This window comes from Rhodoferax saidenbachensis, assembly GCF_031457975.1.
GTDB classification, from domain to species: Bacteria; Pseudomonadota; Gammaproteobacteria; order Burkholderiales; family Burkholderiaceae_C; genus Allorhodoferax; species Allorhodoferax saidenbachensis_A.
Genome location: NZ_JAVDXO010000009.1, coordinates 22111 through 45808, shown reverse-complemented (window position 1 = coordinate 45808; position 23698 = coordinate 22111). Strand labels below are relative to the sequence as shown.

Sequence of the window (23698 nt, the reverse complement as noted above, 5' to 3'; positions counted from 1 at the left end):
AGGCAGCTCTGATTACCCTTTAAGAGCGCGCTCCAATTCCCGGCAAGCTTTGGAGCCCAGGGCTTCCTGGATCTTGGGCAGCAAAACCAGCAGGTCGTCAAACCCCGCAGCGGACTCTACGGCCAGGTTCAAACGAAAGCCGCGCAACCCCATGCCCGCGGTGAGCTTGGTGGCAATGGGCTTGGCATCGCTATAGCGCTCTTGTGCGGTGCGGTTGCTGGGGGGCGTTGCGGCATCTTCCGCGTCTTGAATCATCTCGGCCGAGGCCGCAGGCGCGGGTTCTGCCTGGGCGACTTCCGCCAGAAAGCCCTGCTCCACCATGTGCTGCACATCGGCTTCGACCACGCCCATGCCAGCAGTGGCCGCCAGCACCTGCTCCAGCGTCTTGTTGCCGTCGAACAGGATGAAGGTGGAACGCTGTTTTGCAGAAAACAGGGGCGAGCGCTCTTTGAACGCCTGCTGCCCCGCCTCCGTCTTTGCATATCTCATGCAGGCATTCTAGAGGCCGCATTCCGCTTTTGCGACCACATGTGGCGTTTGTGCCCTCAGGTAAACCCTACTTGGCTGCGCTGGCTGCGGCTGCAGGCGCAGAGGCAGCCTCGCTGTGTGTGGCCTCGGTGCCGTGCTTCTCACCACTCATGTCAATGTCGCCACCCTTGCTCAGGATGAACAGGGCCACTGCGGCAAACACCACAAAACCCACTGCAATTTTCCACATACCATTTCTTTCAAAAAAAAAGCCCCCACAAGGAGGGCTTGGAAATTGCCCCGACCAGAGTGGCCGGGGCGTTAACTCAATGTCAATCGAACAGATCAGTCGTTCGCGTAGATGTCCACGTCTTTGGTTTCCTTGATGAACAAGGCACCAATGACGACGGTTGCACCAGCGATGATGATGGGGTACCACAGGCCGTTGTACATGTTGCCGGTCTGCGCCACGATAGCGAACGCAGTGGTAGGCAGCAGACCACCGAACCAACCATTACCAATGTGGTACGGCAGGCTCATGGAGGTGTAACGGATGCGGGTCGGGAACATTTCCACCAGCATGGCGGCAATAGGGCCGTACACCATGGTCACCAAAATCACCAGGTAGGTCAGGAGGGCAATCACCATGACCTTGTCCACCTTGGTGGGATCTGCCTTGGTGGGGTAACCAGCAGCCTTCAATGCAGCGCCCAGATTGGCACCCAACAGGGTGGCACCAGCCGTCTTCTCGTTGCCCAGGTCGGCAACCGACTTCTTGGCAGCAGCCACAGCCTTTTCGTCAACTGGGTTGGCGGCAGACACTTCAGCCAGCTTTGCTTCGGCCTTGGCCTTGGCAGCGGCGATGTCTTCGGGGCTGTACTTCACGTTCACCACAGTCTCACCGACCTTGATCACGGCAGGCGTACCGGCTGCGGCCACCACGTTGTCATACGACACGGAGGCGCTGGCCAGGCGTTGCTTGGCCACGTCGCAGCTCGATGTGAACTTCTTGGTGCCTGTGGGGTTGAACTGGAAGGAGCACTCGGCAGGATCGGCAGTCACCGTCACCTTGGCAGCGGCTTGCGCAGCAGCCAGGTCAGGGTTGGCGGCTTTGGTCAGCGCGGTGAACACGGGGAAGTAGGTCACCACAGCCAATGCGCAGCCACCCAAAATGATCCACTTGCGGCCGATCTTGTCAGACAGGGAACCGAAGATCACAAAGAACGGTGTGCCGATGATCAGGGAGACCGCCACAAAGATGTTGGCCGTAGGACCGTCCACCTTCAACGCCTGGGTCAGGAAGAACAAGGCATAGAACTGGCCGGAGTACCAGACCACGGCCTGACCAGCGGTCAAACCGATCAGCGCCAGGATCACGATCTTCAGATTTTTCCACTGGCCGAAGGACTCGGACAGGGGCGCCTTGGAGGTCTTGCCTTCGGCCTTCATCTTGGTGAAGGCAGGCGACTCATTCATGCTCAAACGAATGTAGACCGACACGCCCAACAACAGGATGGACACGATGAACGGAACGCGCCAGCCCCAGTCGGCAAAGGCTTCTTCGCCCATCGCAGTACGGGTACCCAGAATCACGATCAGCGACAGGAACAGGCCCAAGGTCGCTGTGGTTTGGATCCAGGAGGTGTAGGCACCACGTTTGCCGTGGGGTGCGTGTTCCGCCACATAGGTTGCAGCACCGCCGTACTCACCACCAAGCGCCAGACCCTGCAGCAGACGCAGGGCAATCAGGATGACGGGAGCGGCCACGCCAATCGAGGCGTAGTTGGGCAAGATACCCACGATGAAGGTGGACAAGCCCATGATCAGGATGGTCACCAGGAAGGTGTACTTGCGACCAATCATGTCGCCCAAGCGGCCGAAGAAAATGGCACCGAAGGGGCGCACGATGAAGCCGGCAGCAAACGCCAACAGCGCAAAAATGAAGGCAGAGCCTTCATCCAGACCACTGAAGAACTGCTTGGCAATGATGGCTGCCAAAGAACCGTAGAGGTAGAAGTCGTACCACTCAAAAACGGTGCCGAGTGAGGAAGCGAAGATAACTTTCTTCTCTTCCGCAGACATCGGCCGTGGGGCGGTTGTTGCCATGTGTGTGTCTCCAATCGTTGTACAGCCCCCGACATGAAGGCTTGTCGTATTCTTGGAGTAGGCACTGACCCTGCTCTGACGCGAAACCAACGCTGGCTTGCGCGAAACTGACTAGGGTCTGACAGATTAAGGTCTAACCCTGTAGGACCATTTCACATCACGGCAATTCACGCGGAGCGCAAGGGTATTCCCGAGGGCACAGCGTGCACCCCAGCCCAACGCGTGTCAGCTTCGCTATCGGTGAACCAGGCGTCGCCTTCCAGATAGGCGCGCAGCATGGGCAACGCGTCCACGCCCCAGAACACCTTGCCGTCCACTTCGAACGAGGGCACGCCAAACACCTGCGCCGCAATGGCCTCGTCCGCATGGGCCTTGAGCTGGGCTTTCACCTCCGGACCGGCGGGGTCTTGCACGGGTGCCAGCGACTGCGTGATGGCGGCCAGGCGCCGCGCATCGCCCGCATCGGCACCGCCGCGCCAAACGTGGTGGAACAGGGTCTCGCAGACATAGCGGTTGGGCAGGCCAGCCGCATCGGTGGCCACAGCCAGGCGCAACAGGCCTAGCGGGTTGAAGGGGTGCACCGCCGGCATGTCCAGCACCACGCCCTTGCTGTGGGCCAGCCATTGCACGTGGCGGTAAATCCAGGCGCGCTTGGGCGGTACCTCGGCCGGGCCCAGCACACCGTTGTGCTTGAGCAGGCCGCCCAGAAACACGGGCTTGTAGGTCACGCTGTAGCTCAGGCCCAGCAGCTCCATCGGCAACTCTTCGAACGCCAGGTAGGCATAGGGCGAGATGAGGTCCAGGTAGAAGGTGATCTGTTTCATGCGGGGAACTCCTGCGGATACGCAGTGGCGATGCGCCTTGCAATGGCGGCCCACACCTGCTGCTTGGTGGCGTCGGTGCTGGTGCTCCAGTCGCGGATCTCGTCCAACGAACGAAAGCAGCCTTCACACAGACCGGTGCTGGGGCCCATGCGGCACACCGAGCTGCACGGAGATGGCACATTGTCGGCCACAGCCCGCATGGACACTGCGCGAGCAGCTAGTCTTTTGATAGCACTCACGCTGGCACCTCCACCACATCGGCCACCGGCGCATTCGCCAGCGTCAGCAAGTCCTGCGGTGCCAGCTTGAACACACCATGCGGGTGCCCGGCGGCGGCCCACACCTCGTCAAAGCGGAACAGGTCCTGGTCGATCAGCGTCACGCTGGGCGTGGCATGGGCGATGGGGCTCACGCCGCCTATCGAAAACCCCGTGCGCTCTTTGACAAACGCGGCGTTGGCCCGACCCAGCGGCCCCACCAGCGCGGCCACCTTGGCCTCGTCCACGCGCCGGTCGCCCGAGGTGACAACCAGCACGGCCACGTCATCCGCCAGGCGCCGAAAGATGATGCTCTTGGCAATCTGGCCCACCGCAATACCGAGGGCGTCGGCCGCCTGCTGCGCGGTGCGCGCGGCGCCGTCCAGCATCACCGGGCTGTGCGGGTGGTTTTTCTCTTGCAGCGCAGCGGCTACGCGCTGCACGCCTTCGGGTAGCGCATGGCCCCCACGCTCCCCCATTGCATGTGGGTCGCTGCCCCCCAAGGGGGCCCTCGCGCCTTGGGGCGGCCCGGCGGCGCTCATCCTTCAGCCCTCTTGGTCAGCAGCGCATTGGCCGCACGCGAATGCGGCTTGCGCACCAGAAAGTCACTGATGAACTTGCCCGCGTCGATGAGCTTGTCCAGGTCAATGCCGGTCTCAATGCCCATGCCGTGCAGCAGGTAGACCACATCCTCCGTGGCCACATTGCCCGTGGCGCCCTTGGCATAGGGGCAGCCGCCCAGCCCGGCCGACGAGGTGTCGAAATGCCAGATGCCCATCTCCAGACTCACCAGCGTGTTGGCCAGCGCCATGCCATAGGTGTCGTGGAAGTGGCCGGACACCTGGTCCACGCTGTAGTGCTGCAGCGCGGCGTCCAGCGCGCGCTGCACCTTCACCGGTGTGCCCACACCAATCGTGTCGGCCACGCCCACATGCTCCACGCCAATGTCCTTCATGAGCCGCGCCACCAGCGCCACGCGCTCGGGCGCAATCTCGCCTTCGTACGGGCAGCCCACGGCGCACGAGATGGCGCCACGCACCGCAATGCCCGCCGCCTTGGCCGCAGCAGCCACGGGGCGAAAGCGTTCAATGCTTTCTTCAATCGAGCAGTTGATGTTCTTCTGGCTGAAGGCCTCGCTGGCTGCGCCAAACACCACGATCTCGTCGGGCTTGGACCGCACCGCCGCCTCGTAGCCCTTCATATTCGGGGTAAGCACCGAGTAACGCACACCCGGCTTGCGCTGGATGCCCGCCATGACCTCGGCGTTGTCCGCCATCTGTGGCACCCACTTCGGGCTGACGAAGCTGGTGACCTCAATTTCCTTGAGCCCCGCGTCCTGCAGGCGGTGCACCAGCTCCACCTTGATGGCGGCGGGCACGGGTTGCTTCTCGTTCTGCAGGCCGTCGCGCGGGCCTACATCGATGATCTTGACTTGGGAGGGGTAGGCCATGGGGTGTCTCCTGGGTTCAGTAGCCGCGCGCAGCATCCACGCGGCCCGCCACCGCCTCGCCGCGCTGCAGCGCGCCGATCTTGAAGGCGATTTGGGCAATGCTCTCGCTGCGCAGCGTGCGGGCGGAGGTGTGGGGGGTCAGGGTAATTTTGGGGTGAGCCCAGAACGCGTGGTCCTTGGGCAGGGGCTCCACGCGGAACACGTCCAACGTGGCGCCAGCCAGGTGGCCGCTGTCGATGGCAGCGATCAGGTCGGCGTCCACCACGTGGGCACCGCGCGCCACATTGATGACATAGCCCCCCGGACAAATCTTTGCCAAGCGCTCGGCGTTGAGCAGGTTTTCGGTGTCGGGTGTGAGTGGCAGCAGGCACACCACCACGCGGCTGGCGGCCAGAAAGGCGTCCAGTTGGTCCTCGCCCGCAAAACTCTGGATGCCGGGCACGGCCTTGGGCGAGCGACTCCAGCCGTTCACCGGAAAATCAAACTGCGCCACGGCCCGGGCCACGCGCTCGCCCAGCACACCCAGGCCGAGCACGCCCACGGGGTAATCCAACCGGCTGCGGGGCTTGCGGAAGGACCACTTGCCGTGGTCCATATCGGTCTCATAACCATCGAACTCGCGGAAGTGGCGGATCAGCGTGTGGCACACGTACTCGGCCATCTGCACCGACATGCCAGCGTCGTCCAGCCGGATCACCGGAACGCCCTGGGGCAGGTCCAGCTTCATCAGCGCATCGACGCCCGCACCGGTGTTGAAGATGGCTTTGAGGCCGGGTTGTTCGTCCAGCAGTTGCTGGGGTGGCTTCCACACCACGGCGTAATCTGCGGCAGGAGCGCCGGGTTCCCACAGGTTGACGTTGGCACCCGGCAAGGCTGCCTGCAGGCCGGGAATCCAGGAGGCCGCATCCATATCGGCCGAGTAGTAAATAACGTTCAAAGAAGGCATGCGGCCATTTTCGCCGCAGTCAGGCAACCGCCTCCAGGCGCAGCAATTCGGCCCCTTCAGTCACTTGGTCTCCAGGCGCAAATAGCAGCTCGGCCACGGTGCCATCGGCCGGCGCGGCAATGGTGTGCTCCATCTTCATGGCTTCCATCACGGCCAGGGCCTGGCCCTTTGTCACCGCATCACCCGCCTTCACCGCAAAGGACACCACCTTGCCTGGCATGGGTGCGGTCAGACGGCCGCCCTCGGCATGGGTTTCGCCAGCGTGCGCCAGCGCGTCAACTGCTACGATTTGTATAGCGCCTTGCGCAGTGAATACGTGGGCCACATCGCCATTTCTATAGATATGGGCCAAGACGCGCTGCGCACCGAGCTGCAAGTCCAGCGCGCCCGTGGCGCTCACGGCCCACTGCAGCGGCAAGGTCTGCCCCGCCACGGCCAGCATGTAGTTGCCGCGCACCGTGGTCAGCACGGCGGTGTGGGGTGCGCCGGCGTACTCCAGCGCAAAGCCGCGCACCGACGGACCATGCGAACGCCAGCCATCGCGCTGCGCCCAGGGGTCGCACCAGCCCGTCGCATCGGTTTGCGCGCCTTGGTCCTGCTCGGCCTGCAGCGTGTGCGCCACCAAGGCGGCGGCGGCCAGCGGCAGGCCCAGCTTGTCCTGGTTGAACAGGGCCGCGGCCTCGCGTGGAATCAGCGCGGTATCCAGATTCGCTTGGGCAAACGACGCGCTGGTGGTCACATGGCGCAGGAACTGCACATTGGTGGCCAGCCCCACGATATGCGTTTGTGCGAGTGCGGCATCCATGCGCGCCAGCGCCTCCTCACGCGTGCTGCCGTGCACGATGAGTTTGGCCACCATGGAGTCGTAATAGGGGCTAATGGTGTCGCCCTGGCGCACGCCGGAGTCCACGCGTGTGCCATGGCTGGCGCGCTCAAAGGTCACATGCGCGGGCAAGCCATAGACGTGCAGCGTGCCGGTGGCGGGCAGGAAGTTGTTGTCGGGGTTCTCGGCGCAAATGCGCGCCTCAATGGCGTGGCCCTGGATCTTCAGCTCATGCTGCTGCAGCGGCAGCGGCTCGCCCGACGCCACGCGTAGTTGCCACTCCACCAGGTCTTGCCCAGTAATCGCCTCAGTGACCGGGTGCTCCACCTGCAGGCGCGTATTCATCTCCATGAAGAAGAAGGTCATGGCGCCATCGGGCTTTTGCTCGACGATGAATTCGACGGTGCCGGCCCCCACGTAGTGCACGGCGCGGGCCGCGGCCACCGCCGCCTCACCCATCTGCTGGCGCAAGACTTCGGTCATACCCGGCGCGGGCGCCTCTTCCAGCACCTTCTGGTGGCGGCGCTGCACCGAGCAGTCGCGCTCGAACAGGTAGACGTAGTTGCCCAGCGTGTCGCCAAACACCTGGATCTCAATATGGCGCGGGCGCTGCACATACTTTTCGATCAGCACCGCGTCATCGCCAAAACTGTTGATGGCCTCGCGCTTGCAGCTGGCCAGTGCTGCGGCAAAGTCCTCCGCCTTGTCCACCGCGCGCATGCCCTTGCCGCCACCGCCCGCGCTGGCCTTGATGAGCACGGGGTAGCCGATGCGGTCCGCCTCGCGCTGCAGCAACGCAGGGTCCTGGTCCTTGCCGTGGTAGCCGGGCACCAGGGGCACGCCAGCCTTTTCCATAAGCTGCTTGGACTCGGCCTTGAGCCCCATGGCCAGGATGGCCGACGCGGGTGGGCCAATGAACACCAGCCCCGCCGTGGCGCAGGCCTGGGCGAACTCTTCGTTCTCGCTCAAGAAGCCATAGCCTGGGTGGATGGCCTGCGCACCGGTGGCCTGCGCCGCGGCAATGATCTTCTCCCAACGCAGGTAGCTGTCCTTGGGCGCGCTGCCACCGATGTGGATGGCTTCATCGCAGGCGGCCACATGTTTGGCATTGGCGTCCGCGTCGGAATACACGGCGACGGTTTTGATGGCGAGTCGCGCAGCCGTGGCGGCCACGCGGCATGCGATTTCACCGCGGTTGGCAATCAGGATTTTGGTGAACATGTTGTTTTCCTCGGGAACTCAGACCAGCCAGTTCGGTTTGCGCTTTTGCAGGAAGGACTGCACGCCCTCCTTGCCCTCGCTGCTGCTGCGGATGTCGGCAATGCCTTCCACGGTGTGGGCGATCAGGGTGCCGTCAATCTCTCGGCCGGCCACGGTCTGCACCAGCTCTTTGCAGCTGCGCACGGCATTCGGGCTGGCATTGACCAGGGCTTTGACCAGCTCGGCCACCTTGGCGTCCAGCTGCTCGGCCGGCACCACCTCGTGCACAAAGCCGATGCGATGCGCCTCCGGCGCGCTGAAGCGCTCGGCCGTCAAAAAGTAGCGGTGCGCGGCGCGTGCGCCCATGGCGCGCACCACATACGGGCTGATGGTGGCGGGGATCAGGCCCAGTTTCACCTCGCTGAGGCAAAAGCCCGCGCTGTCCACGGCCACCGCCATGTCACACGCGGCCACCAGACCCATGCCACCGGCGACCACATCGCCTTGGATGCGCGCAATGGTGGGCTTGGGGCAGGCATACATCACGCGCAGCATCTCGGCCAGCTTGGCGGCGTCCGCCAGGTTCTCAGTACGCGTGTAGTCGGCCATGCGGCGCATCCAGTTCAGATCGGCACCCGCGCAGAAGGCGGGGCCTTCGGCCGCCAGCACCACGACGCGTGTCTCGGCACTCGCCGCTGCGGTCTGGAAGGCCTGGGTCAGCTCGGCAATCACCTCATCGTTGAAGGCGTTGCGCACCTCGGGGCGGTTCAGCGTGATGGTGAGCAGCGCGCCGGTGTGGGTCAGGGTCAGTGCGGTCATGGCGAGCCCCTTACATGCGGAAGACACCAAACTTGGTGTCTTCGATCGGCGCATTCAATGCCGCACTCAGGCCCAGGGCCAGCACACGGCGCGTGTCGGCAGGGTCAATGACCCCGTCGTCCCACAGGCGGGCGCTGGCGTAGTAGGGGTGGCCCTGTTCGTCGTACTGGCGGCGGATCGGCGCCTTGAAGGCCTCTTCCTCGTCCGCACTCCACTGCCCACCCTTGCCCTCAATGCCGTCACGCTTGACGGTAGCCAGCACGCTAGCCGCCTGCTCGCCACCCATGACGCTGATGCGCGCATTGGGCCACATCCACAAAAAGCGCGGACTGTAGGCGCGGCCACACATGCCGTAGTTGCCAGCGCCAAAGCTGCCGCCGATGATGATGGTGAACTTGGGTACCTTGGCGGTGGCCACGGCGGTCACCATCTTGGCGCCGTTGCGCGCGATGCCCTCGTTCTCGTACTTGCGGCCCACCATGAAGCCGGTGATGTTCTGCAAGAAGACCAGCGGGATCTTGCGCTGGCAGCACAGCTCGATGAAGTGCGCGCCCTTGAGGGCCGATTCACTGAACAAAATGCCGTTGTTGGCGATGATGCCCACCGCCATGCCCTCGATGTGGGCAAAGCCGCAAACCAGCGTGGCGCCATAGCGCGGCTTGAACTCATGGAACTCGCTGCCATCCACGATGCGGGCAATGATCTCGCGCACATCAAAGGGCTTGCGCGTGTCGGTGGGAATCACCCCATACAGCTCATCCGCTACATATTTAGGAGCTATTGGCGCAAGTGTGGCAAGGGCTGGAGGCTTCTTTTTATTCAAATGGGCGACTGCCTGGCGGGCAAGGGCAATCGCGTGCAGGTCGTTCTGCGCCAAGTGGTCCGCCACACCGGACAAGCGCGTGTGCACATCGCCACCGCCCAGGTCTTCGGCCGTCACCACCTCGCCCGTCGCCGCCTTTACCAGCGGCGGGCCACCCAAAAAGATAGTGCCCTGGTTCTTGACGATGATGGTCTCGTCGCTCATGGCGGGCACATAGGCGCCGCCAGCAGTGCAACTGCCCATGACCACGGCAATCTGCGCAATGCCCTGTGCGCTCATATTGGCCTGGTTGAAGAAGATGCGGCCAAAGTGGTCGCGGTCGGGAAACACCTCGTCCTGGTTGGGCAGGTTGGCGCCGCCGCTGTCCACCAGGTAGATGCAGGTGAGGTTGTTTTGCGCCGCAATCTCCTGCGCGCGCAAATGCTTTTTGACCGACAGCGGGTAGTAGGTGCCGCCCTTCACCGTGGCGTCGTTGCACACAACCATGCAGTCCACCCCGCTCACACGGCCAATGCCGGCCACGATGCCGGCGCCCGGTGCCGCGTTGTCGTAGACGTTGAGCGCGGCCAGCGGTGCCAGCTCCAGAAACGGTGTGCCGGGGTCCAGCAGCATGGCCACGCGGTCGCGCGGCAGCAGCTTGCCACGTGCCACATGCTTGGCGCGGGCCGCCTCGCCGCCGCCTTCGGCAATGCGGGCCACCTGGGCCTGCAGGTCATCGACCAGGGCGCGCATAGCGCTAGCATTGGCCACAAAATCGGCCGAGCGGGGGTTGAGCTGGGATTCCAGAATCGTCATGGGCGCATCCGGTCAGGGGTTGGACAGTCAGCAGGCATTGTGCGTCCGCCGCCCGCCGGGCGGGACGCCACTGAGGTTGCAAATCCTGCCACATCCTGCGCATTTTTTGGCACACTGCGGGCATGCCGCACCCCAGCCCCATTGCCGCCACGCCCATGGCCTTTGTCCAAGCCATTGTGGCCGCCTACGCGCGCTACGGCCACGACCCGGCCAGCGCCCTGGCGCAGGCACAGATTGCGCCAGAGCAGGTGCCGCAGGAGCAAGCCCGCATCACCGCCTGGCAGATGGAGCGCATTTCGGACCTGGCCATGCGCGAACTGGACGACGAGGCGCTGGGCTGGTTCAGCCGCCGCCTGCCCTGGGGCAGCTACGGCATGCTGGCGCGCGCCTCCATCAGCGCACCCACGCTGGCGCTGGCCGTCAAGCGCTGGTGCCGCCACCATGGCCTGATTGCGGACGACATCACGCTCACGCTGCAGACCACTGGCAGCACAGCCAGCATCAGCATTGCGGAGCACCGGGAATTGGGCGAGCGGGGCGCGTTGCGCGAGTTCTGCCTGGTTTCGGTGCTGCGCAACATCCATGGCCTGGCCTGCTGGTTGGTGGACTCGCGCATTCCGCTCCTGCACGCGCAGTTTCCGTTTGCGGCGCCGCCGCACGCCGAGGCCTACCAGGTGCTGTTTTCGGGCCCGACCCGCTTCGGGCAAGCGCAGGCCGCTATCAGTTTTGATGCGCAGTACCTGCAGCTCCCGCTGCGGCGTGATGAGAAAGCCCTGCAGCAGATGCTGCAGCACGCCCTGCCCTTAACGGTGCTGCAGTACCGGCGCGACCGCCTGCTGGTGCAGCGCGTGCGCCAGCTGCTGGGCGCCCAGCCGCAGGACACGCATGGCGCCGAGGCGCTGGCCGCGCTGTTGCATGTGTCGCCGCGCACCCTGCACCGCCAGCTCAAGGAAGAAGGCGCCACGCTGCAGGCCCTGAAAGACGAGGTGCGCCAAAGCCGCGCCACCGAGCTGCTGCTGCGCACCCAGCGCCCCATCAAGCAGGTGGCCGAGGCGGCTGGCTTTCAGAACGAGAAGAGTTTTATCCGCGCCTTCAAGGGCTGGACCGGCCAGTCCCCCGCCGAGTTCCGCCGCAGCGCCACACCACTGGCGTGAAGCCCCTGTCGCCCTGCATTTGGCGTGATTTGTACCCTGCCGTGGCACACCCTGTACCGGCCGCCAGCCTACACTGCTTGCCATGATTGTTCTGCACCACTGCGTCAGCGCACGCTCCCTGCGGCCCCTGTGGATGCTGGAGGAACTGGGTCTGCCCTACGAACTGCGCATGTTGCCCTTTCCGCCCCGCGCGCTGGCGCGTGACTACCTGCAGGAGAACCCGCTAGGCACGGTGCCGCTGCTAGTGGACGGCGCGACGCGCATGACCGAATCCGCCGCCATGTGCCAGTACCTGGCCGCACGCCATAGCGCGGGCGTACTCGATGTGCCGGTGGACGATGCAGCATTTGGCGCCTACCTGAACTGGCTGCACATGAGTGACGCCACCCTCACCTTCCCGCAGACCCTGGTACTGCGCTACACCCACTTCGAGCCGCCCGAACGCCTGCAGCCCCAGGTGGCGGCCGACTATGCACGCTGGTTTCTGGCGCGGTTGCGCGCGGTGGACGCTGCGCTACACAACGCGGAGTACCTGTGTGCGGGCCGCTTTACCGCGGCCGACGTGGCCGTGGGCTATGCGCTGTTGCTGGCGCAGCACCTGGGCCTATCCCCGCAGTTTCCGCCCGCCGTGGCTGCCTACTGGCGGCGCCTGCAGGCGCGCCCGGCCTACCAGCGGGCGCTGCAGGTGCAGCAGCAAGCGGCGCTGGACCAGGGCGTGCCGACCACGCCATCGCCCGACATTCGGCCCTAGGCTCGCTGGCGCAGGTCGGCGCCCAGCAGACAGGCGTACAGCGCGTCCATATGTGTGAACACCTGGTGGGCGCCGGCTTGGATGAGCACATCGCCTTGACCCGCAGGCGCATACGCAAACACCGTAGCGCCAGCGGCCACACCGGCGGCAATGCCAGTCACCGTGTCTTCCACCACCGCACAGCGGCTGGCGGGCACACCCAGGGCCTGCGCCGCAGCGAGGTACACATCAGGATGCGGCTTGGAGCGTGGCATCTCGTGGCCGCTAAACACCCGCCCGTCAAAGTAAGGCCACAGGCCCACCTTCTGCAACTGCATTTCCACCTTGGCTCGGTCGGCCCCGGAGGCACAGGCAATACGCCCCTGCACATTGGCATGCACGGCTACCACCGCGGGCACGGCACCGGCAATGGCAGCCACCTGCGCATCCAGCGCCACATTGCGGCGTACGCGGAATTCGGCCATCCATTCGGGCGTGAGCGGCTTGCCGGTCTCCGCTTCAATGCGGGCGCACTCGTCGATCACGGCCTTGCCGACAAAAATATCCATGCATTCCTGCACGCTCAGCCGCCAGCCCTGCTCGGCCAGCATGTCGCGCAGCACGCCGTTGGTAATCGGCTCGCTGTCCACCAGCACACCATCGCAGTCAAACAACACAGCATCAAACTTCACAGCGCATCTCCATCCACATACAGCCAGTGGCCGTCTTCCCATACAAAGCGGCTGCGCTCATGCAGGCGCACAGCGGGACCAGCCAGCGGTTTTTGACGCGCCACAAATTCCACCTCGGCGTGGGTCGCGTCCAGCACCGTATGGCTGCGCACCTCCAGCCCCAGCCACTTCACACCGGGCTCAAACTCGATGCTTGACGGGCGGTGGCTGGCGTGCCAGGTGCGCAACAAGTAGGGTGCACGCTCCAGGGCAAAGGCACAGTAGCGGCTTCGCATCAGACTTTCGGCGTCGGGCGCGGGGGTGTCGCTGTCCAGCCAGCGGCCACAGCACTGGCCATAGGGTGCGGGTTTCTTGCTATTCAGCCGGCCGCAGGGGCAGGCGTTGTCAGGGTCCAAGGATTTCATGCCCGCCATCATGCCTTGGCCGGGCGACCGTTCAGGCGTTCAGTACCAACGAGCCCTGCACCGTGGCCGCGCCGGAACGCACCAGATCCTTGACGAGTTGGCCCGCCGCTTCTTCCAAAGCCAACCCCGCCGTACCAGCGGCAAAGGTGGAGGCAAAAAACGGTGTGCGCCCGGCCCAAGCCAGCAGCGCGTCCATCTCCAGCTGCTGGGCTTCCAACAGCTTGAACTTCAGCAACACCTTGGCCGCGTACTGCAGGTGCTTGGCGGGGTTTTGCACAAAACCATTCAGCCGCTGGCGCGCAAAGGCGATGGCGGCTGGTGCATCGGCAAACGGAGCTCCGTGGCCGGGGATGACGGTGGCGGGGTTCAGGCGCTCGATCAGGTCCAGCGTGGCGGCCACTTCGTCAAACGCGCCCTCGCCGTCCAGTTCGGGGAACACCACGCCAAAGCCGCGTTCCCACAGCGCGTCAGCCGACACCAGCGTGCGGCTGGCGGGTTCGAACAGGATGACGGAGTGCGGGTCGTGCCCTGGCGCGGCGTGCACCTGCCACAGCAGATCACCCAGGCGCATCTCGGTACCGGGCTCCAACGTACCATCCATGCGGAACTGCGGGCACTGCTGCCCTGTGGGCGTGTAGCTCAGCGCATAGGCGTCCCACACGCGCACGTACTCGGCATGGCCTGGGGGAATGAGGGTGTGCAGCGCGGGGTAGCGGGCCTGCAGCGCAGCGTTGCCACCGCAGTGGTCGCTGTGCAGATGGGTGTTAAGCAACAAGTCCAGTGGCCGGCCCTGCAGCGTGGTCTCCACCAATGCCAGCGTCTGCTCGGCATGGGTGCAATAGCCGCTGTCGATCAGCACCGCGATGTCACTGCCTCGGATCAGGATGTTGTTGCTAGAGAGCCAGCCGCGCTCGAGGACGGTGATGCTGTCGGGCAATGTCATGTCGTTAAATGGCTTTCAGTACTTGGCCAATGCACTGGCCAGAAATCCGTCTTTCTTCATGTCCTGCAAGGTCTTGCGCAGCAGCGCGGCGTCTTTGGCCCACGGGGATTTTTTGGACAAAAAGATGTACACATCCGAAGTCCAGATGGGCCGGGGTAAGGGAACGAACTGCCCCTCCATGCGGTTTTGCTTGAGCCAATAGTTCGCATCCACCGGGTCCTGCACGATGTAGTCCATGCGGCCCGCGGCCAACATGGGAAACAGGTTTTCCTTCACCCCGCCACCAATGTCTTGCACAGGGGAATTGCTTTCCTTGAGGAAGGTTTCGTACTCGTCGCCATACTTGGAGCCCAGGCCGCGCGCGACCGCCTTACCACGCAGGTCTTCCAGTTTTTCAAACTTGAACTGCTTGCCCCAGGGCACATACGCGTGGTAGCTACTGGTCATGAAGGGCTCCAGCACCAGGTATTTCTCTTTGCGCTCGGCGTTGTTGGCGCCGCCCACAATCAGGTCCAGGTCGCCATCATCCATCATGGTCCACAGCCGCGCCCAAGGCACGTCCCGGGTCCAGCTGGCTTTGACATTGAGGCGCCGGGCCAGCTCCTGGGCGATATCGTTGCCCAGCGCGGGCAACACCATTTTTTTGTCTTGTGAGGGAAAGATCGGGTACCAACCCAATGCCCCGGAGAAGCGCAGCTCTGCCGGGATTTGTGCCACACCTGCCAGCGACCACAACAGGCCACAAGCCAAAATCAAGATCTGACGAATGAACATCGATTCCGCCCCTTTGGAGCGCCCCCTGTAATGGGGAAATATTCGCTCAAACGCCCCGGATGTGCAAGCCCCGCCATCGGACTACCTCCGTTGTCACCCCAGTGCGCGCTGGATGATGATTTTTTGCACGTCGGAGGTGCCTTCGTAAATCTGGCATACGCGCACATCGCGGTAGATGCGCTCCACCGGGAAGTCACTCACATAGCCATAGCCACCCAAGGTCTGAATGGCGGCGCTACAGACACGCTCGGCCATCTCGCTGGCAAACAGCTTGGCCATGGCGGCCTCCTTGAGACACGGACGCCCTGCGTCGCGCAGCGCGGCGGCGTGCCAGATTAGTTGGCGAGCGGCCTCGATCTGCGTGGCGCACTCCGCCAGGCGAAAGCCCACGGCCTGGTGGTTGAAGATGGGTTGGCCAAAGCTCTGGCGCTCTTTGGCGTAAGTCACGGCCACCTCAAACGCGCTGCGCGCCATTCCCACGCTTTGCGCGGCAATGCCAATGCGCCCGCCCTCCAGCCCGCCCAGGGCGATGCCATAGCCCTCGCCCTCTTTGCCGATCAGGTTCTCGGCGGGGATACGGCAGTTGTCAAAGTTGATCTGCGCGGTGTCACTGCTGTGCTGGCCCAACTTGTCTTCCAAGCGCGCCACCACATAGCCCGGTGCGTTGGTGGGCACCAGAAACGCACTCATACCCTTCTTGCCCGCACCTTTGTCCGTCACCGCGATGACGATGGCCACATCGCCATGTTTGCCGCTGGTGATGAACTGCTTAACGCCGTTGATGACGTAGCCGTCGCCATCCTTCACCGCGGTGGTGCGCAAGCTGGAGGCATCGCTGCCCACATGCGGCTCGGTCAGGCAAAACGCGCCCAGCAATTGCCCCTGCGCCAGCGGCTCCAGCCACTGCTTCTGCTGCTGCGCGTTGCCATATTTCATGAGGATGGCGTTGACCGGGCAGTTGGTCACGCTGATGACGGTGCTGGTACCACCGTCGCCGGCCGCAATTTCTTCCAGAACGAGGGCCAGCGTCACATAGTCCAGCCCCGCGCCGCCCTGGTGGTCGGGCACGCAGATGCCGTAGGCGCCCAGCGCGGCCAGGCCCTGGTGGGCGGCCTTGGGAAAGGTGTGGTCCTTGTCCCACTGCGCGGCGTGGGGCCAGAGTTCGGCCTGTGCGAAGGCGCGCACAGCGTCGCGCACCATTTCCTGGTCTTGGGTCAGCAGCATGGATGTCTCTCGTCGTTGTTCTTGGGGCTTACCAGCTGGAAAACGGTGTGCCGTCCCAGCGCAGGTAGGGCACATCGCTGCAGACAAAGCCCACCTTGCCGGTCTTGCGTGCGGCCACGGTGGCGCGGATGGCGGCCACGCTCTCTTCGGGCAGCAGCGGGGCATCGGGTGTGCCCATCTCGGTACGCACCCAGCCGGGGTGAATCAGCAGGAACTGGGCCTTGGGATAGTCGGGCTGCGCGGCCACCACGGCCATGTTCAGCGCCGCCTTGCTCACGTGGTAGACCCAACCGCGGCTGCTTTCCACGCCGCCGATCTGCGCAAAGTCGCTGGTCAGAAATACAAACTGGCCCTGCGCCTCTTGCACCCAGGGTGCCACCTGCGGCAGCGCCTGCATGGCGCCCAGTACGTTGGCATGCATCATGGAATCAAAGGCCTGCTGGGTCGGGGGCGACTGGGCGTCTTCGGTGCTGAAGACGCCGGCCACGTAATAGGCCAGGTCCAGCTTCTCCCCGTCGAGCGCCCAGCTCAGGCCGCTGACGCTGGCGGGGTCCGCCACATCCAGCTTCATGGCCTGGGCGCCCAGGTCACGCAGACGTTGCAGGCCCGCGTCATCGCGCGCGGTGGCGATGACGCGGTCACCCGCCTCCAGGTGCTGGCGTACCACTTCCAAACCGATGCCGCGCGACGCGCCGATGACAAATACGTTCAAAATATGCTCCTAGCCCTCGTGTAACATGCGCGAGCAGCTACCGAATTTATAGCAACTCCAGCGCCAGCGCGGTGGCTTCTCCGCCGCCAATGCACAGAGTGGCTACGCCCTTTTTGAGCCCACGTGCCTTGAGCGCATGGATCAGGGTCACCATGATGCGCGCACCGGACGCGCCAATGGGGTGGCCCAGCGCGCAGGCGCCGCCGTTCACGTTCACTTTGTCGTGCGGAATGTGCAGCTCGGCCATCAGCGCCATGGGCACCACGGCAAAGGCTTCATTGATTTCCCACAGGTCCACGTCCTCCACTTTCCAGCCCGCTTTGGCCAGCAGCTTTTGCGTGGCGCCCACGGGGGCGGTGGCAAACCAGTTGGGCTCTTGCGCGTGGGTGGCATGGGCGACGATGCGGGCCAACGGCTTGCAACCCAGCTCGGCGGCGGTGCCAGCGCGCATCAGCACCATGGCGGCCGCGCCGTCGTTGATGGAGCTGCTGCTGGCTGCGGTGATGGTGCCGTCTTTCTTGAACGCGGCCTTGAGCGTGGGGATTTTGTCGAGCTTGATCTTGCCGGGGCCTTCGTCCACGCTGATCTGCACGTCGCCGACACGGGTCTTGACAGTAACGGGGGTAATCTCAGCCTCAAACGCTCCTGATTTGATAGCGGCTTGCGCACGTTGCACGCTGGCTGTGGCGAAATTGTCTTGTTGTTCGCGGGTGAAGCTGTACTTGGCGGCACAGTCTTCGCCAAAGGTGCCCATGGAGCGGCCGGCCTCGTAAGCGTCTTCCAGGCCGTCCAGCATCATGTGGTCCATCACGCGGTCATGGCCGATGCGGATGCCGCTGCGGCCTTTCAACAGCAGGTGCGGTGCGTTGGTCATGCTCTCCATGCCACCGGCCACCAGCACGTCGTGGCTGCCTGCCAGCAGCATGTCGTGCGCAAACATGGCTGCACGCATGCCAGAGCCGCACATCTTGCTCAAGGTGACCGCACCCGCGCTCTTGGGCAGTCCGCCCTTGAACGCCGCTTGGCGCGCAGGCGCCTGGCCCTGGCCCGCCATCAGGCAGTTGCCAAACAGCACCTCGGTCACCAACTCGGGCGAGATACCCGCACGTTGTACGGCTGCCTGGATGGCGGCACCGCCCAGGTCATGGGCGGCAAGGCTGGAGAAATCGCCCTGAAAAGCTCCCATAGGGGTGCGGGCGGCGCTGACGATCACGATGGTGTCTGACATGGTCTTCCTCGTTGTTCCGGGTGGTTGAACGCAATTGACGTTTACGTAAACGTCAATTGTGGCAGAAAAACTTTACCGCAGCTTCATGCGCGGTCTACACGTCTTTATGCAAGCCCGGCACCATCGTTGCATGAACGCCTTTGCCACTTCCCGTCCCCTGCCGCGCTTGGCGCGCACTGTCCTCATCGTCCTGGCTAGCGCCGGCCTGCTGGCCAACGGCCACGCGCAAACCACCAGCCCTGCAAGCGCCGCCCTGCCAACCATCCGCACGCTGGGCACGCCGGACTTTGCGCAGATCGTGCAGCGCTACGGCCCGGCTGTGGTCAACATCAGCGTGAGCGGCACGCGCCTGGTCACGGCCGATGGCAAGGACGGTGCCACCAACAGCAAAAGCAGTGACGGCGACGACCCCACGCAACTGTTTCTGCGCAAATTCCAGGAACAGTTTGGCGCCACCGGCGCCAGCATGCAGATCCCCGTGAGTGGGCGCGCTTCAGGCTTCATCGTCAGTGCCGATGGCCTGGTACTGACCAATGCCCACGTGATTGCCCATGCCAGCGAAGTGATCGTCAAGCTGACCGACCGGCGCGAGTTCACGGCCAAGGTGCTGGGCAGCGACGCCAAAACCGATGTGGCGGTGCTGAAGATCGAAGCCCGCAACCTGCCCACTGTGGCCATTGGCAAACCCGCAGATTTGAGCGTGGGTGAATGGGTGCTGGCCATTGGCTCACCCTTTGGGCTGGACAACACGGTGACCACCGGCGTGGTCAGCGCCAAGAGCCGCACGCTGCCCGACGACTACACCGTGCCTTTTATCCAAACCGATGCGGCCATCAACCCCGGCAACTCGGGTGGCCCGTTGTTCAACGCGCGTGGCGAGGTGGTGGGCATCAACTCGCAAATCTACACGCGCAGCGGTGGCTACCAGGGCCTGAGCTTTGCTATCCCCATCGACCTGGCGCAATCGGTACAGCGCCAGATCGTGGCCACGGGCCACGCATCACACGGCGTGCTGGGCGTCTCAGCCCAGGAGGTCACGCAAGCGCTGGCCGATGCGTTCAAATTGCCCAAGCCCATGGGCGCGCTCATTGCCGAAGTGCGACCAGACAGTGCGGCGACCAAGGCCGGACTGCTGCTGGGCGATGTGATTGTGGGCATTGACGGCCACCCCATCGAAACATCCAACGACCTGCCACTGTGGGTGGCTATGGCGGTACCGGGCCAGCAGGTGCAGGTGGATGTGCTGCGCAACGGCAAACCGGTGCAAACCCGCGCCACCATGGACGATCCTGCGCTGCGCAAACCGGTGACCAACGCGACACCCAACGTCCCCGTCCTTGTGCCCATCGGCCTGGCCGTGCGCCCTTTGCTGCCGGTGGAACAACGCGCCGCCGACACGCGCTACGGCCTGATGGTCGAGGGCGTGCAACCCGAAGCCGACAAGGCCGGCATTGCGCCCGGCGACATCCTGCTGGCCATCAACCAGGTGCCCGTCACGTCCGTAGAGCAAGCTCGCGCGCTGCTGATGCAGGCCAAGGGTTCGGTGGCGCTGCTGGTACAGCATGGCAGTGACAAGAGCTTTCTGGCGATGAACCTTAAAGCAGGCGTTTGAAGCCCGCCAGCAACGCCTGACACGCACCCTGTGGATCCTCTGCCTTCGTAATCGCCGAAATCACCGCCGCGCTGGCTGCACCCGTGGCCGCCACCTCTGCCACATTGCTGGCGTCAATGCCCGCGATGCCCACCACGGGTAGCGGCAACACGTTCGCCCAGTAACGCAGGTTGTCCAGCCCCTGGGGAATCCAGGGCATGTCTTTGCTCTGCGTGGCGAAGATGGGGCCGCAGGCGATGTAGCTGGGGCGCAGGGCCCAAGCGCGGGCGACTTCCCAGTAGCTGTGGGTACTGAGGCCCAGGCGTATACCGGCCTTTCTTAGGGCGTCCAAGTCCACGGTGTCCAAATCTTCTTGCCCCAGGTGCACACCGTAGGCGCCGTGCTGCAGGGCGAGTTGCCAGTGGTCGTTGATGAAGAGTTGCGCACCCGGCGTGGCGCGCGCAATGGCAATGCTCTCTGCAATTTGTGCAACCAGCGTGGGCTCAGTCGGGTCCTTGATGCGCAGCTGAACCGTGCGAATGCCACTCTGCAGCACGCGACGTACCCAGGCGGCGCTGTCGACCACGGCGTAGACGCCCAGGGCGGGGTTGCTCAGCGGCGCGAAGGACTGCAGCGCATGCATGGCCAGCGGCGCTGTAGCTCCCGGCAGCGTGAAGGCGGGCAGGTTGTCGATGTGCTGCGCAAAGTCCGGCAGGGCTTGCACCGGGCCCGCGCCCTGCCCTGCGGCATAGGCGTGGCGCAGCGCGTGGGTGGTGGCCATCTTGGCCAGCACCACCGCATCGGCCACGCAGTAGCCACTGGCCAGCGCGGCGGCGGCGGTGGACGCGAACGTACAACCCGTGCCGTGGTGGTGGTTGGTCGCCACACGCGGCAGGCTGAGCCAGCCTGTGGCCTGTGGGCCGCTGAACCAGTCGCTGGCCTGCGCATCATCCGCATCACCGCCGGTGATGCACAGCGACACACCTTGTGCCCGCAGCGCCTGCTGCGCGGTGGGCTCCGCCAATCCCAGGCGTATGGCCTCTGCCCGGTTCGGCGTCACCAGCGTGGCGCGTGGCAGCAGCTCGGTGACATAGGCTTGGCACACCGCGTCGTCGGCAAAGGCGGTGCCCGTGCTCGCGCCCAGCACCGGATCCACCACCAACGCCACCGGCAAGCCCTGCGCGCGCAAGCGGTCTACCCACTGGCAGACCACACGCACGTTGTCCACGCTGCCCAGCAGGCCGGTCTTGATGGCGTGCGGCGGCATGTCCTGCGCGAGGGCGGCCAGTTGCGCGTCCAGCAGCTCGGCGCTGACAGGCTCCACGCGCGTGACGGCCACCGAGTTTTGCGCAGTAACGGCCGCCACGGCTGTGCAGCCATGCACGCCAAAGGCGTGCACCGCTTTGAGATCCGCCTGCAGACCGGCGCCTGCGCCGGAGTCGGAGCCGGCAATGCCCCAGACTATGGGACGTGCTCCAGCGGCCACCAAGTGCATTTCAGTGCTTAATGTACTTCTAGCCCTCATAGGCATTGCGCGAGTAGCTTCTTTTTTCATAGCAACCATCAGAGCAAGATAGGATGGCCCGCTACCGGCGTGGAGGCCACGGCCATGTCTTGGCGGGCCATGACGCCGGCCTCAAACGCGAGGCGGCCAGATTCGATGCCGAGCTTGAATGCACGCGCCATGCGCGCCGGGTCCACGGCGTGGGCAACCGCGCTGTTGAGCAGCACAGCGTCCAGCCCCAGCTCCATGGCCTGCACTGCGTCGGCCGGCGAGCCTATGCCCGCGTCCACGATGAGCGGCACGCCCGGGAGGCGCGCGCGCAGGGTGCGCAGCGCGCCGGGGTTGACTAGCCCCTGGCCCGAACCGATGGGCGCGCCCCAGGGCATGAGGATGTTGCAGCCCGCGTCCAGCAGGCGCTGGCAGCTCACCAGGTCGTCCATGCAGTAGGGGAAGACGTCAAAGCCGTCTTTGACCAGCTGTGTAGCGGCAGTCAGCAACTCAAACGGGTCGGGCTGCAGCGTGTGGGCGTCGCCCACCACTTCGAGCTTGATCCATTTCGTGTCAAACAACTCGCGCGCCATGTGGGCCAGGGTGATGGCTTCGCGCGCAGTGTGGCAGCCGGCGGTGTTGGGGAGCAGGTCGGCACCTGTGGCTTTGATGAGGGCAAAGAAGTCGCCTGCTTCAGCGCCGTGGGCGAGTTGGCGGCGCAGGCCCATGGTGACGACTTGGGCGCCGGAGGCGGCGATGGCTTCTTGCAGCACTTGGGGTGAGGGGTAGCTGGCGGTGCCGAGGAAGAAGCGGCTCGTTAACGTGCGACCGCCTATCTGCCATTCGCTCTGGTCGTGGGCGCGACTAGGAGGCCGGGCGTTCTGCTCCGTGTCCCCCGCCCGCTTTGCGGGCTCCTCCTTGACCTGCGCAGAACGCCCGGCCTCCCAGTCTCTTGGTGTTGCGGACATGGTTCAACCTCCTTCAATGGGTTGGAAGGTCAGGATGGTGTCGCCCTCAGTCAACGGCAGCTGGGCGCGCAGACTGCGTGGCACGAAATTACCGTTGACGGCGGTGGCCAGGGCTGCGGGCAGTACGCCGCGCGCTTCCACCCAGGCTTGCAGCGTAGAGGCAGTGGTGCTCTCGGGGTTGCCGTTCACCACCACGGTGATGGTGTGCAGCGCAGTGTCTGAGGTACTCATAGCGATAACTCGTGCAGGGCCTGCTCTACCAAGGCGGGCGCGATGAGCCAGCCGTGGCGGAAGAGGCCATTGATTTCTGTTTTGCCCGCGCTGTGGCGCACCACGGGCAGGTTGTCAGGCAGCGCGGGGCGCAGGTTGGTCTCGGTGTGCAGCACTCGCGCTTCGGCCAGTGCGGGGATGGCGCTGTGCGCGGCACTCAACAGTTCCAGCGTGCTGCGCAGCGACACGGGGGATCGGTCCTCGTTCTCGATCTCGCTGGCGCCGACCACGATTACATCGTCCGGGCGCGGCACCAGATAGACCGAATGGCGCGGGTGCAGCAGGCGTACGGGGCGGTGCAGCGGCACGCCGGGCGCGTGCAGCCAGAACACCTCGCCGCGCACACCGCGCACGGGCAGCGCAGGCTTGGCGCTGACGCCGCGCACGTCGAACACATGGTCAAAGCGATGCTGTGCATCGCCCACCTGCAACGCACCAGACTCCACCGCACTCACTGCTAAGTCCCAATGCCACTGCACGCCCTGCGCGGTGGCCTGCGCAGCCAGTGCTTGCAATGCCTGTATAGGATGAATCTGCCCCTCGCAGGGCAACAGCCAGGCTAGTGCCGGGCCGCTGATGGACGGCTCCAGTTCGCGCAACTGCGCTGGCGTCAACGGCTGCGGCTGGTGGGGCGCATCGGCTTTGGCCTGCAGCAACCCGACCACGCGCTGGGCGGTGCCCGCATCGCTGCGGTGCGCCAGCAGCAGGCTGCCCTCCATGCGCAGCTCCACGGGTTGATTCAAGCTCTGCACGATCTGCGGCCATAGCGCGCAGGAGCGCAGGCCCAGCGCAAACACCTCGGCGCCCGCGCGTTCCAGCTCGGCCACCGGGCTCAGCATGCCCGCGGCCGTCCAGCCCGCGGCCAGCGAGCCCGAGTCCGCACGCGGACCGGGACCGGATGCGGGGTCGAACACCTGCACGGCGTGGCCCGCGCGGCTGAGCGTGAACGCCAGCAGCCGCCCGAGCACGCCCGCGCCGGCAATGCCGATGCGCTTCGCCGCCACG

General features: G+C 64.7%; 25 protein-coding genes. 3 read left to right on the top strand and 22 right to left on the bottom strand.

Going from position 1 to position 23698, the window contains the following annotated elements; genetic code table 11:
• Positions 1-12 precede the first annotated feature (12 nt).
• The 11 genes from J2X15_RS16865 to J2X15_RS16815 all read right to left on the bottom strand — a co-directional run bounded on the left by J2X15_RS16865 (position 13) and on the right by J2X15_RS16815 (position 10511).
• Positions 13-489, bottom strand: a complete 477-nt coding sequence (locus tag J2X15_RS16865) for a hypothetical protein (protein WP_310344905.1) — start codon at positions 487-489, stop codon at positions 13-15.
• Between the two features lie 67 nt (positions 490-556).
• Entirely contained in the window at positions 557-718 is a 162-nt protein-coding gene (locus J2X15_RS16860; protein WP_310344904.1) for a hypothetical protein, read from the bottom strand.
• Between the two features lie 95 nt (positions 719-813).
• Positions 814-2574 (bottom strand): MFS transporter, encoded by a 1761-nt coding sequence (locus J2X15_RS16855; protein ID WP_310344903.1) that lies wholly within the window; start codon positions 2572-2574, stop codon positions 814-816.
• A 167-nt stretch (positions 2575-2741) separates the two neighbouring features.
• Positions 2742-3398, bottom strand: coding sequence for a 2-hydroxychromene-2-carboxylate isomerase (locus J2X15_RS16850; protein ID WP_310344902.1), 657 nt, complete (start codon positions 3396-3398; stop codon positions 2742-2744).
• Positions 3395-3637, bottom strand: coding sequence for a DUF1289 domain-containing protein (locus tag J2X15_RS16845; RefSeq protein WP_310344900.1), 243 nt, complete (start codon positions 3635-3637; stop codon positions 3395-3397). The genes J2X15_RS16850 and J2X15_RS16845 overlap by 4 nt, the downstream gene beginning before the upstream one ends.
• Positions 3634-4134: a YbaK/EbsC family protein gene (locus J2X15_RS16840; RefSeq protein ID WP_310345228.1), complete on the bottom strand. Its 501-nt coding sequence runs from the start codon at positions 4132-4134 to the stop codon at positions 3634-3636. Before J2X15_RS16840 ends, J2X15_RS16845 begins: the two co-directional genes overlap by 4 nt.
• A gap of 59 nt (positions 4135-4193) precedes the next feature.
• Complete coding sequence (locus tag J2X15_RS16835; RefSeq protein ID WP_310344898.1) at positions 4194-5105, bottom strand: hydroxymethylglutaryl-CoA lyase; 912 nt, start codon at positions 5103-5105, stop codon at positions 4194-4196.
• A 16-nt stretch (positions 5106-5121) separates the two neighbouring features.
• Positions 5122-6042 carry a 2-hydroxyacid dehydrogenase gene (locus tag J2X15_RS16830; RefSeq protein WP_409034303.1) on the bottom strand — a complete coding sequence of 307 codons (921 nt, stop codon included), beginning with the start codon at positions 6040-6042 and terminating at the stop codon, positions 5122-5124.
• Between the two features lie 28 nt (positions 6043-6070).
• The gene (locus tag J2X15_RS16825; protein ID WP_310344896.1) at positions 6071-8095 is read right to left on the bottom strand and encodes an acetyl/propionyl/methylcrotonyl-CoA carboxylase subunit alpha; all 2025 of its coding nucleotides are present in this window, start codon (positions 8093-8095) and stop codon (positions 6071-6073) included.
• A gap of 18 nt (positions 8096-8113) precedes the next feature.
• Entirely contained in the window at positions 8114-8893 is a 780-nt protein-coding gene (locus J2X15_RS16820) for an enoyl-CoA hydratase/isomerase family protein (protein ID WP_310344894.1), read from the bottom strand.
• A 10-nt stretch (positions 8894-8903) separates the two neighbouring features.
• Positions 8904-10511, bottom strand: coding sequence for a carboxyl transferase domain-containing protein (locus J2X15_RS16815; RefSeq protein WP_310344892.1), 1608 nt, complete (start codon positions 10509-10511; stop codon positions 8904-8906).
• A 122-nt stretch (positions 10512-10633) separates the two neighbouring features.
• On the opposite strand from J2X15_RS16815, the gene J2X15_RS16810 reads away from it, so the two are divergent.
• Together J2X15_RS16810 and J2X15_RS16805 are read left to right on the top strand one after the other, a co-directional pair.
• Entirely contained in the window at positions 10634-11665 is a 1032-nt protein-coding gene (locus J2X15_RS16810; RefSeq protein WP_310344890.1) for an AraC family transcriptional regulator, read from the top strand.
• Between the two features lie 82 nt (positions 11666-11747).
• The gene (locus tag J2X15_RS16805) at positions 11748-12416 is read left to right on the top strand and encodes a glutathione S-transferase family protein (protein ID WP_310344888.1); all 669 of its coding nucleotides are present in this window, start codon (positions 11748-11750) and stop codon (positions 12414-12416) included.
• Here J2X15_RS16805 and J2X15_RS16800 read toward each other — a convergent pair.
• The 7 genes from J2X15_RS16800 to J2X15_RS16770 all read right to left on the bottom strand — a co-directional run bounded on the left by J2X15_RS16800 (position 12413) and on the right by J2X15_RS16770 (position 18372).
• Positions 12413-13087: an HAD family hydrolase gene (locus J2X15_RS16800; protein WP_310344887.1), complete on the bottom strand. Its 675-nt coding sequence runs from the start codon at positions 13085-13087 to the stop codon at positions 12413-12415. The two genes, J2X15_RS16805 and J2X15_RS16800, sit on opposite strands and share 4 nt — an antisense overlap.
• On the bottom strand, positions 13084-13491 hold the full coding sequence (locus J2X15_RS16795) for a YchJ family protein (RefSeq protein WP_310344885.1): 408 nt from the start codon (positions 13489-13491) through the stop codon (positions 13084-13086). Before J2X15_RS16795 ends, J2X15_RS16800 begins: the two co-directional genes overlap by 4 nt.
• A gap of 31 nt (positions 13492-13522) precedes the next feature.
• The gene (locus tag J2X15_RS16790; RefSeq protein WP_310344883.1) at positions 13523-14434 is read right to left on the bottom strand and encodes an MBL fold metallo-hydrolase; all 912 of its coding nucleotides are present in this window, start codon (positions 14432-14434) and stop codon (positions 13523-13525) included.
• Positions 14435-14449: 15 nt separating this feature from the next.
• Positions 14450-15208 carry a substrate-binding periplasmic protein gene (locus tag J2X15_RS16785; RefSeq protein ID WP_310344881.1) on the bottom strand — a complete coding sequence of 253 codons (759 nt, stop codon included), beginning with the start codon at positions 15206-15208 and terminating at the stop codon, positions 14450-14452.
• A 93-nt stretch (positions 15209-15301) separates the two neighbouring features.
• The gene (locus J2X15_RS16780) at positions 15302-16432 is read right to left on the bottom strand and encodes an acyl-CoA dehydrogenase family protein (protein ID WP_310344878.1); all 1131 of its coding nucleotides are present in this window, start codon (positions 16430-16432) and stop codon (positions 15302-15304) included.
• Between the two features lie 28 nt (positions 16433-16460).
• Positions 16461-17147 carry an SDR family oxidoreductase gene (locus tag J2X15_RS16775; protein WP_310345225.1) on the bottom strand — a complete coding sequence of 229 codons (687 nt, stop codon included), beginning with the start codon at positions 17145-17147 and terminating at the stop codon, positions 16461-16463.
• A 43-nt stretch (positions 17148-17190) separates the two neighbouring features.
• Positions 17191-18372: an acetyl-CoA C-acyltransferase gene (locus J2X15_RS16770; RefSeq protein ID WP_310344877.1), complete on the bottom strand. Its 1182-nt coding sequence runs from the start codon at positions 18370-18372 to the stop codon at positions 17191-17193.
• A 130-nt stretch (positions 18373-18502) separates the two neighbouring features.
• Between J2X15_RS16770 and J2X15_RS16765 the strand changes: the two genes are divergently transcribed.
• Positions 18503-19984 carry a Do family serine endopeptidase gene (locus J2X15_RS16765; protein WP_310344875.1) on the top strand — a complete coding sequence of 494 codons (1482 nt, stop codon included), beginning with the start codon at positions 18503-18505 and terminating at the stop codon, positions 19982-19984.
• Here the strand turns inward: J2X15_RS16765 and thiD are convergent.
• From thiD to J2X15_RS16745, 4 genes are all read right to left on the bottom strand, one after another.
• Positions 19968-21449 carry a bifunctional hydroxymethylpyrimidine kinase/phosphomethylpyrimidine kinase gene (gene thiD / locus J2X15_RS16760; protein ID WP_310344874.1) on the bottom strand — a complete coding sequence of 494 codons (1482 nt, stop codon included), beginning with the start codon at positions 21447-21449 and terminating at the stop codon, positions 19968-19970. The two genes, J2X15_RS16765 and thiD, sit on opposite strands and share 17 nt — an antisense overlap.
• Before the next feature lie 77 nt (positions 21450-21526).
• Positions 21527-22423 (bottom strand): thiazole synthase, encoded by an 897-nt coding sequence (locus tag J2X15_RS16755; protein ID WP_310344872.1) that lies wholly within the window; start codon positions 22421-22423, stop codon positions 21527-21529.
• A gap of 3 nt (positions 22424-22426) precedes the next feature.
• A complete protein-coding gene (gene thiS, locus J2X15_RS16750; RefSeq protein WP_310344871.1) occupies positions 22427-22654 on the bottom strand; it encodes a sulfur carrier protein ThiS in 228 nt (75 codons plus the stop codon).
• Positions 22651-23697 carry an FAD-dependent oxidoreductase gene (locus tag J2X15_RS16745; RefSeq protein ID WP_310344870.1) on the bottom strand — a complete coding sequence of 349 codons (1047 nt, stop codon included), beginning with the start codon at positions 23695-23697 and terminating at the stop codon, positions 22651-22653. The genes thiS and J2X15_RS16745 overlap by 4 nt, the downstream gene beginning before the upstream one ends.
• Position 23698 lies beyond the last annotated feature (1 nt).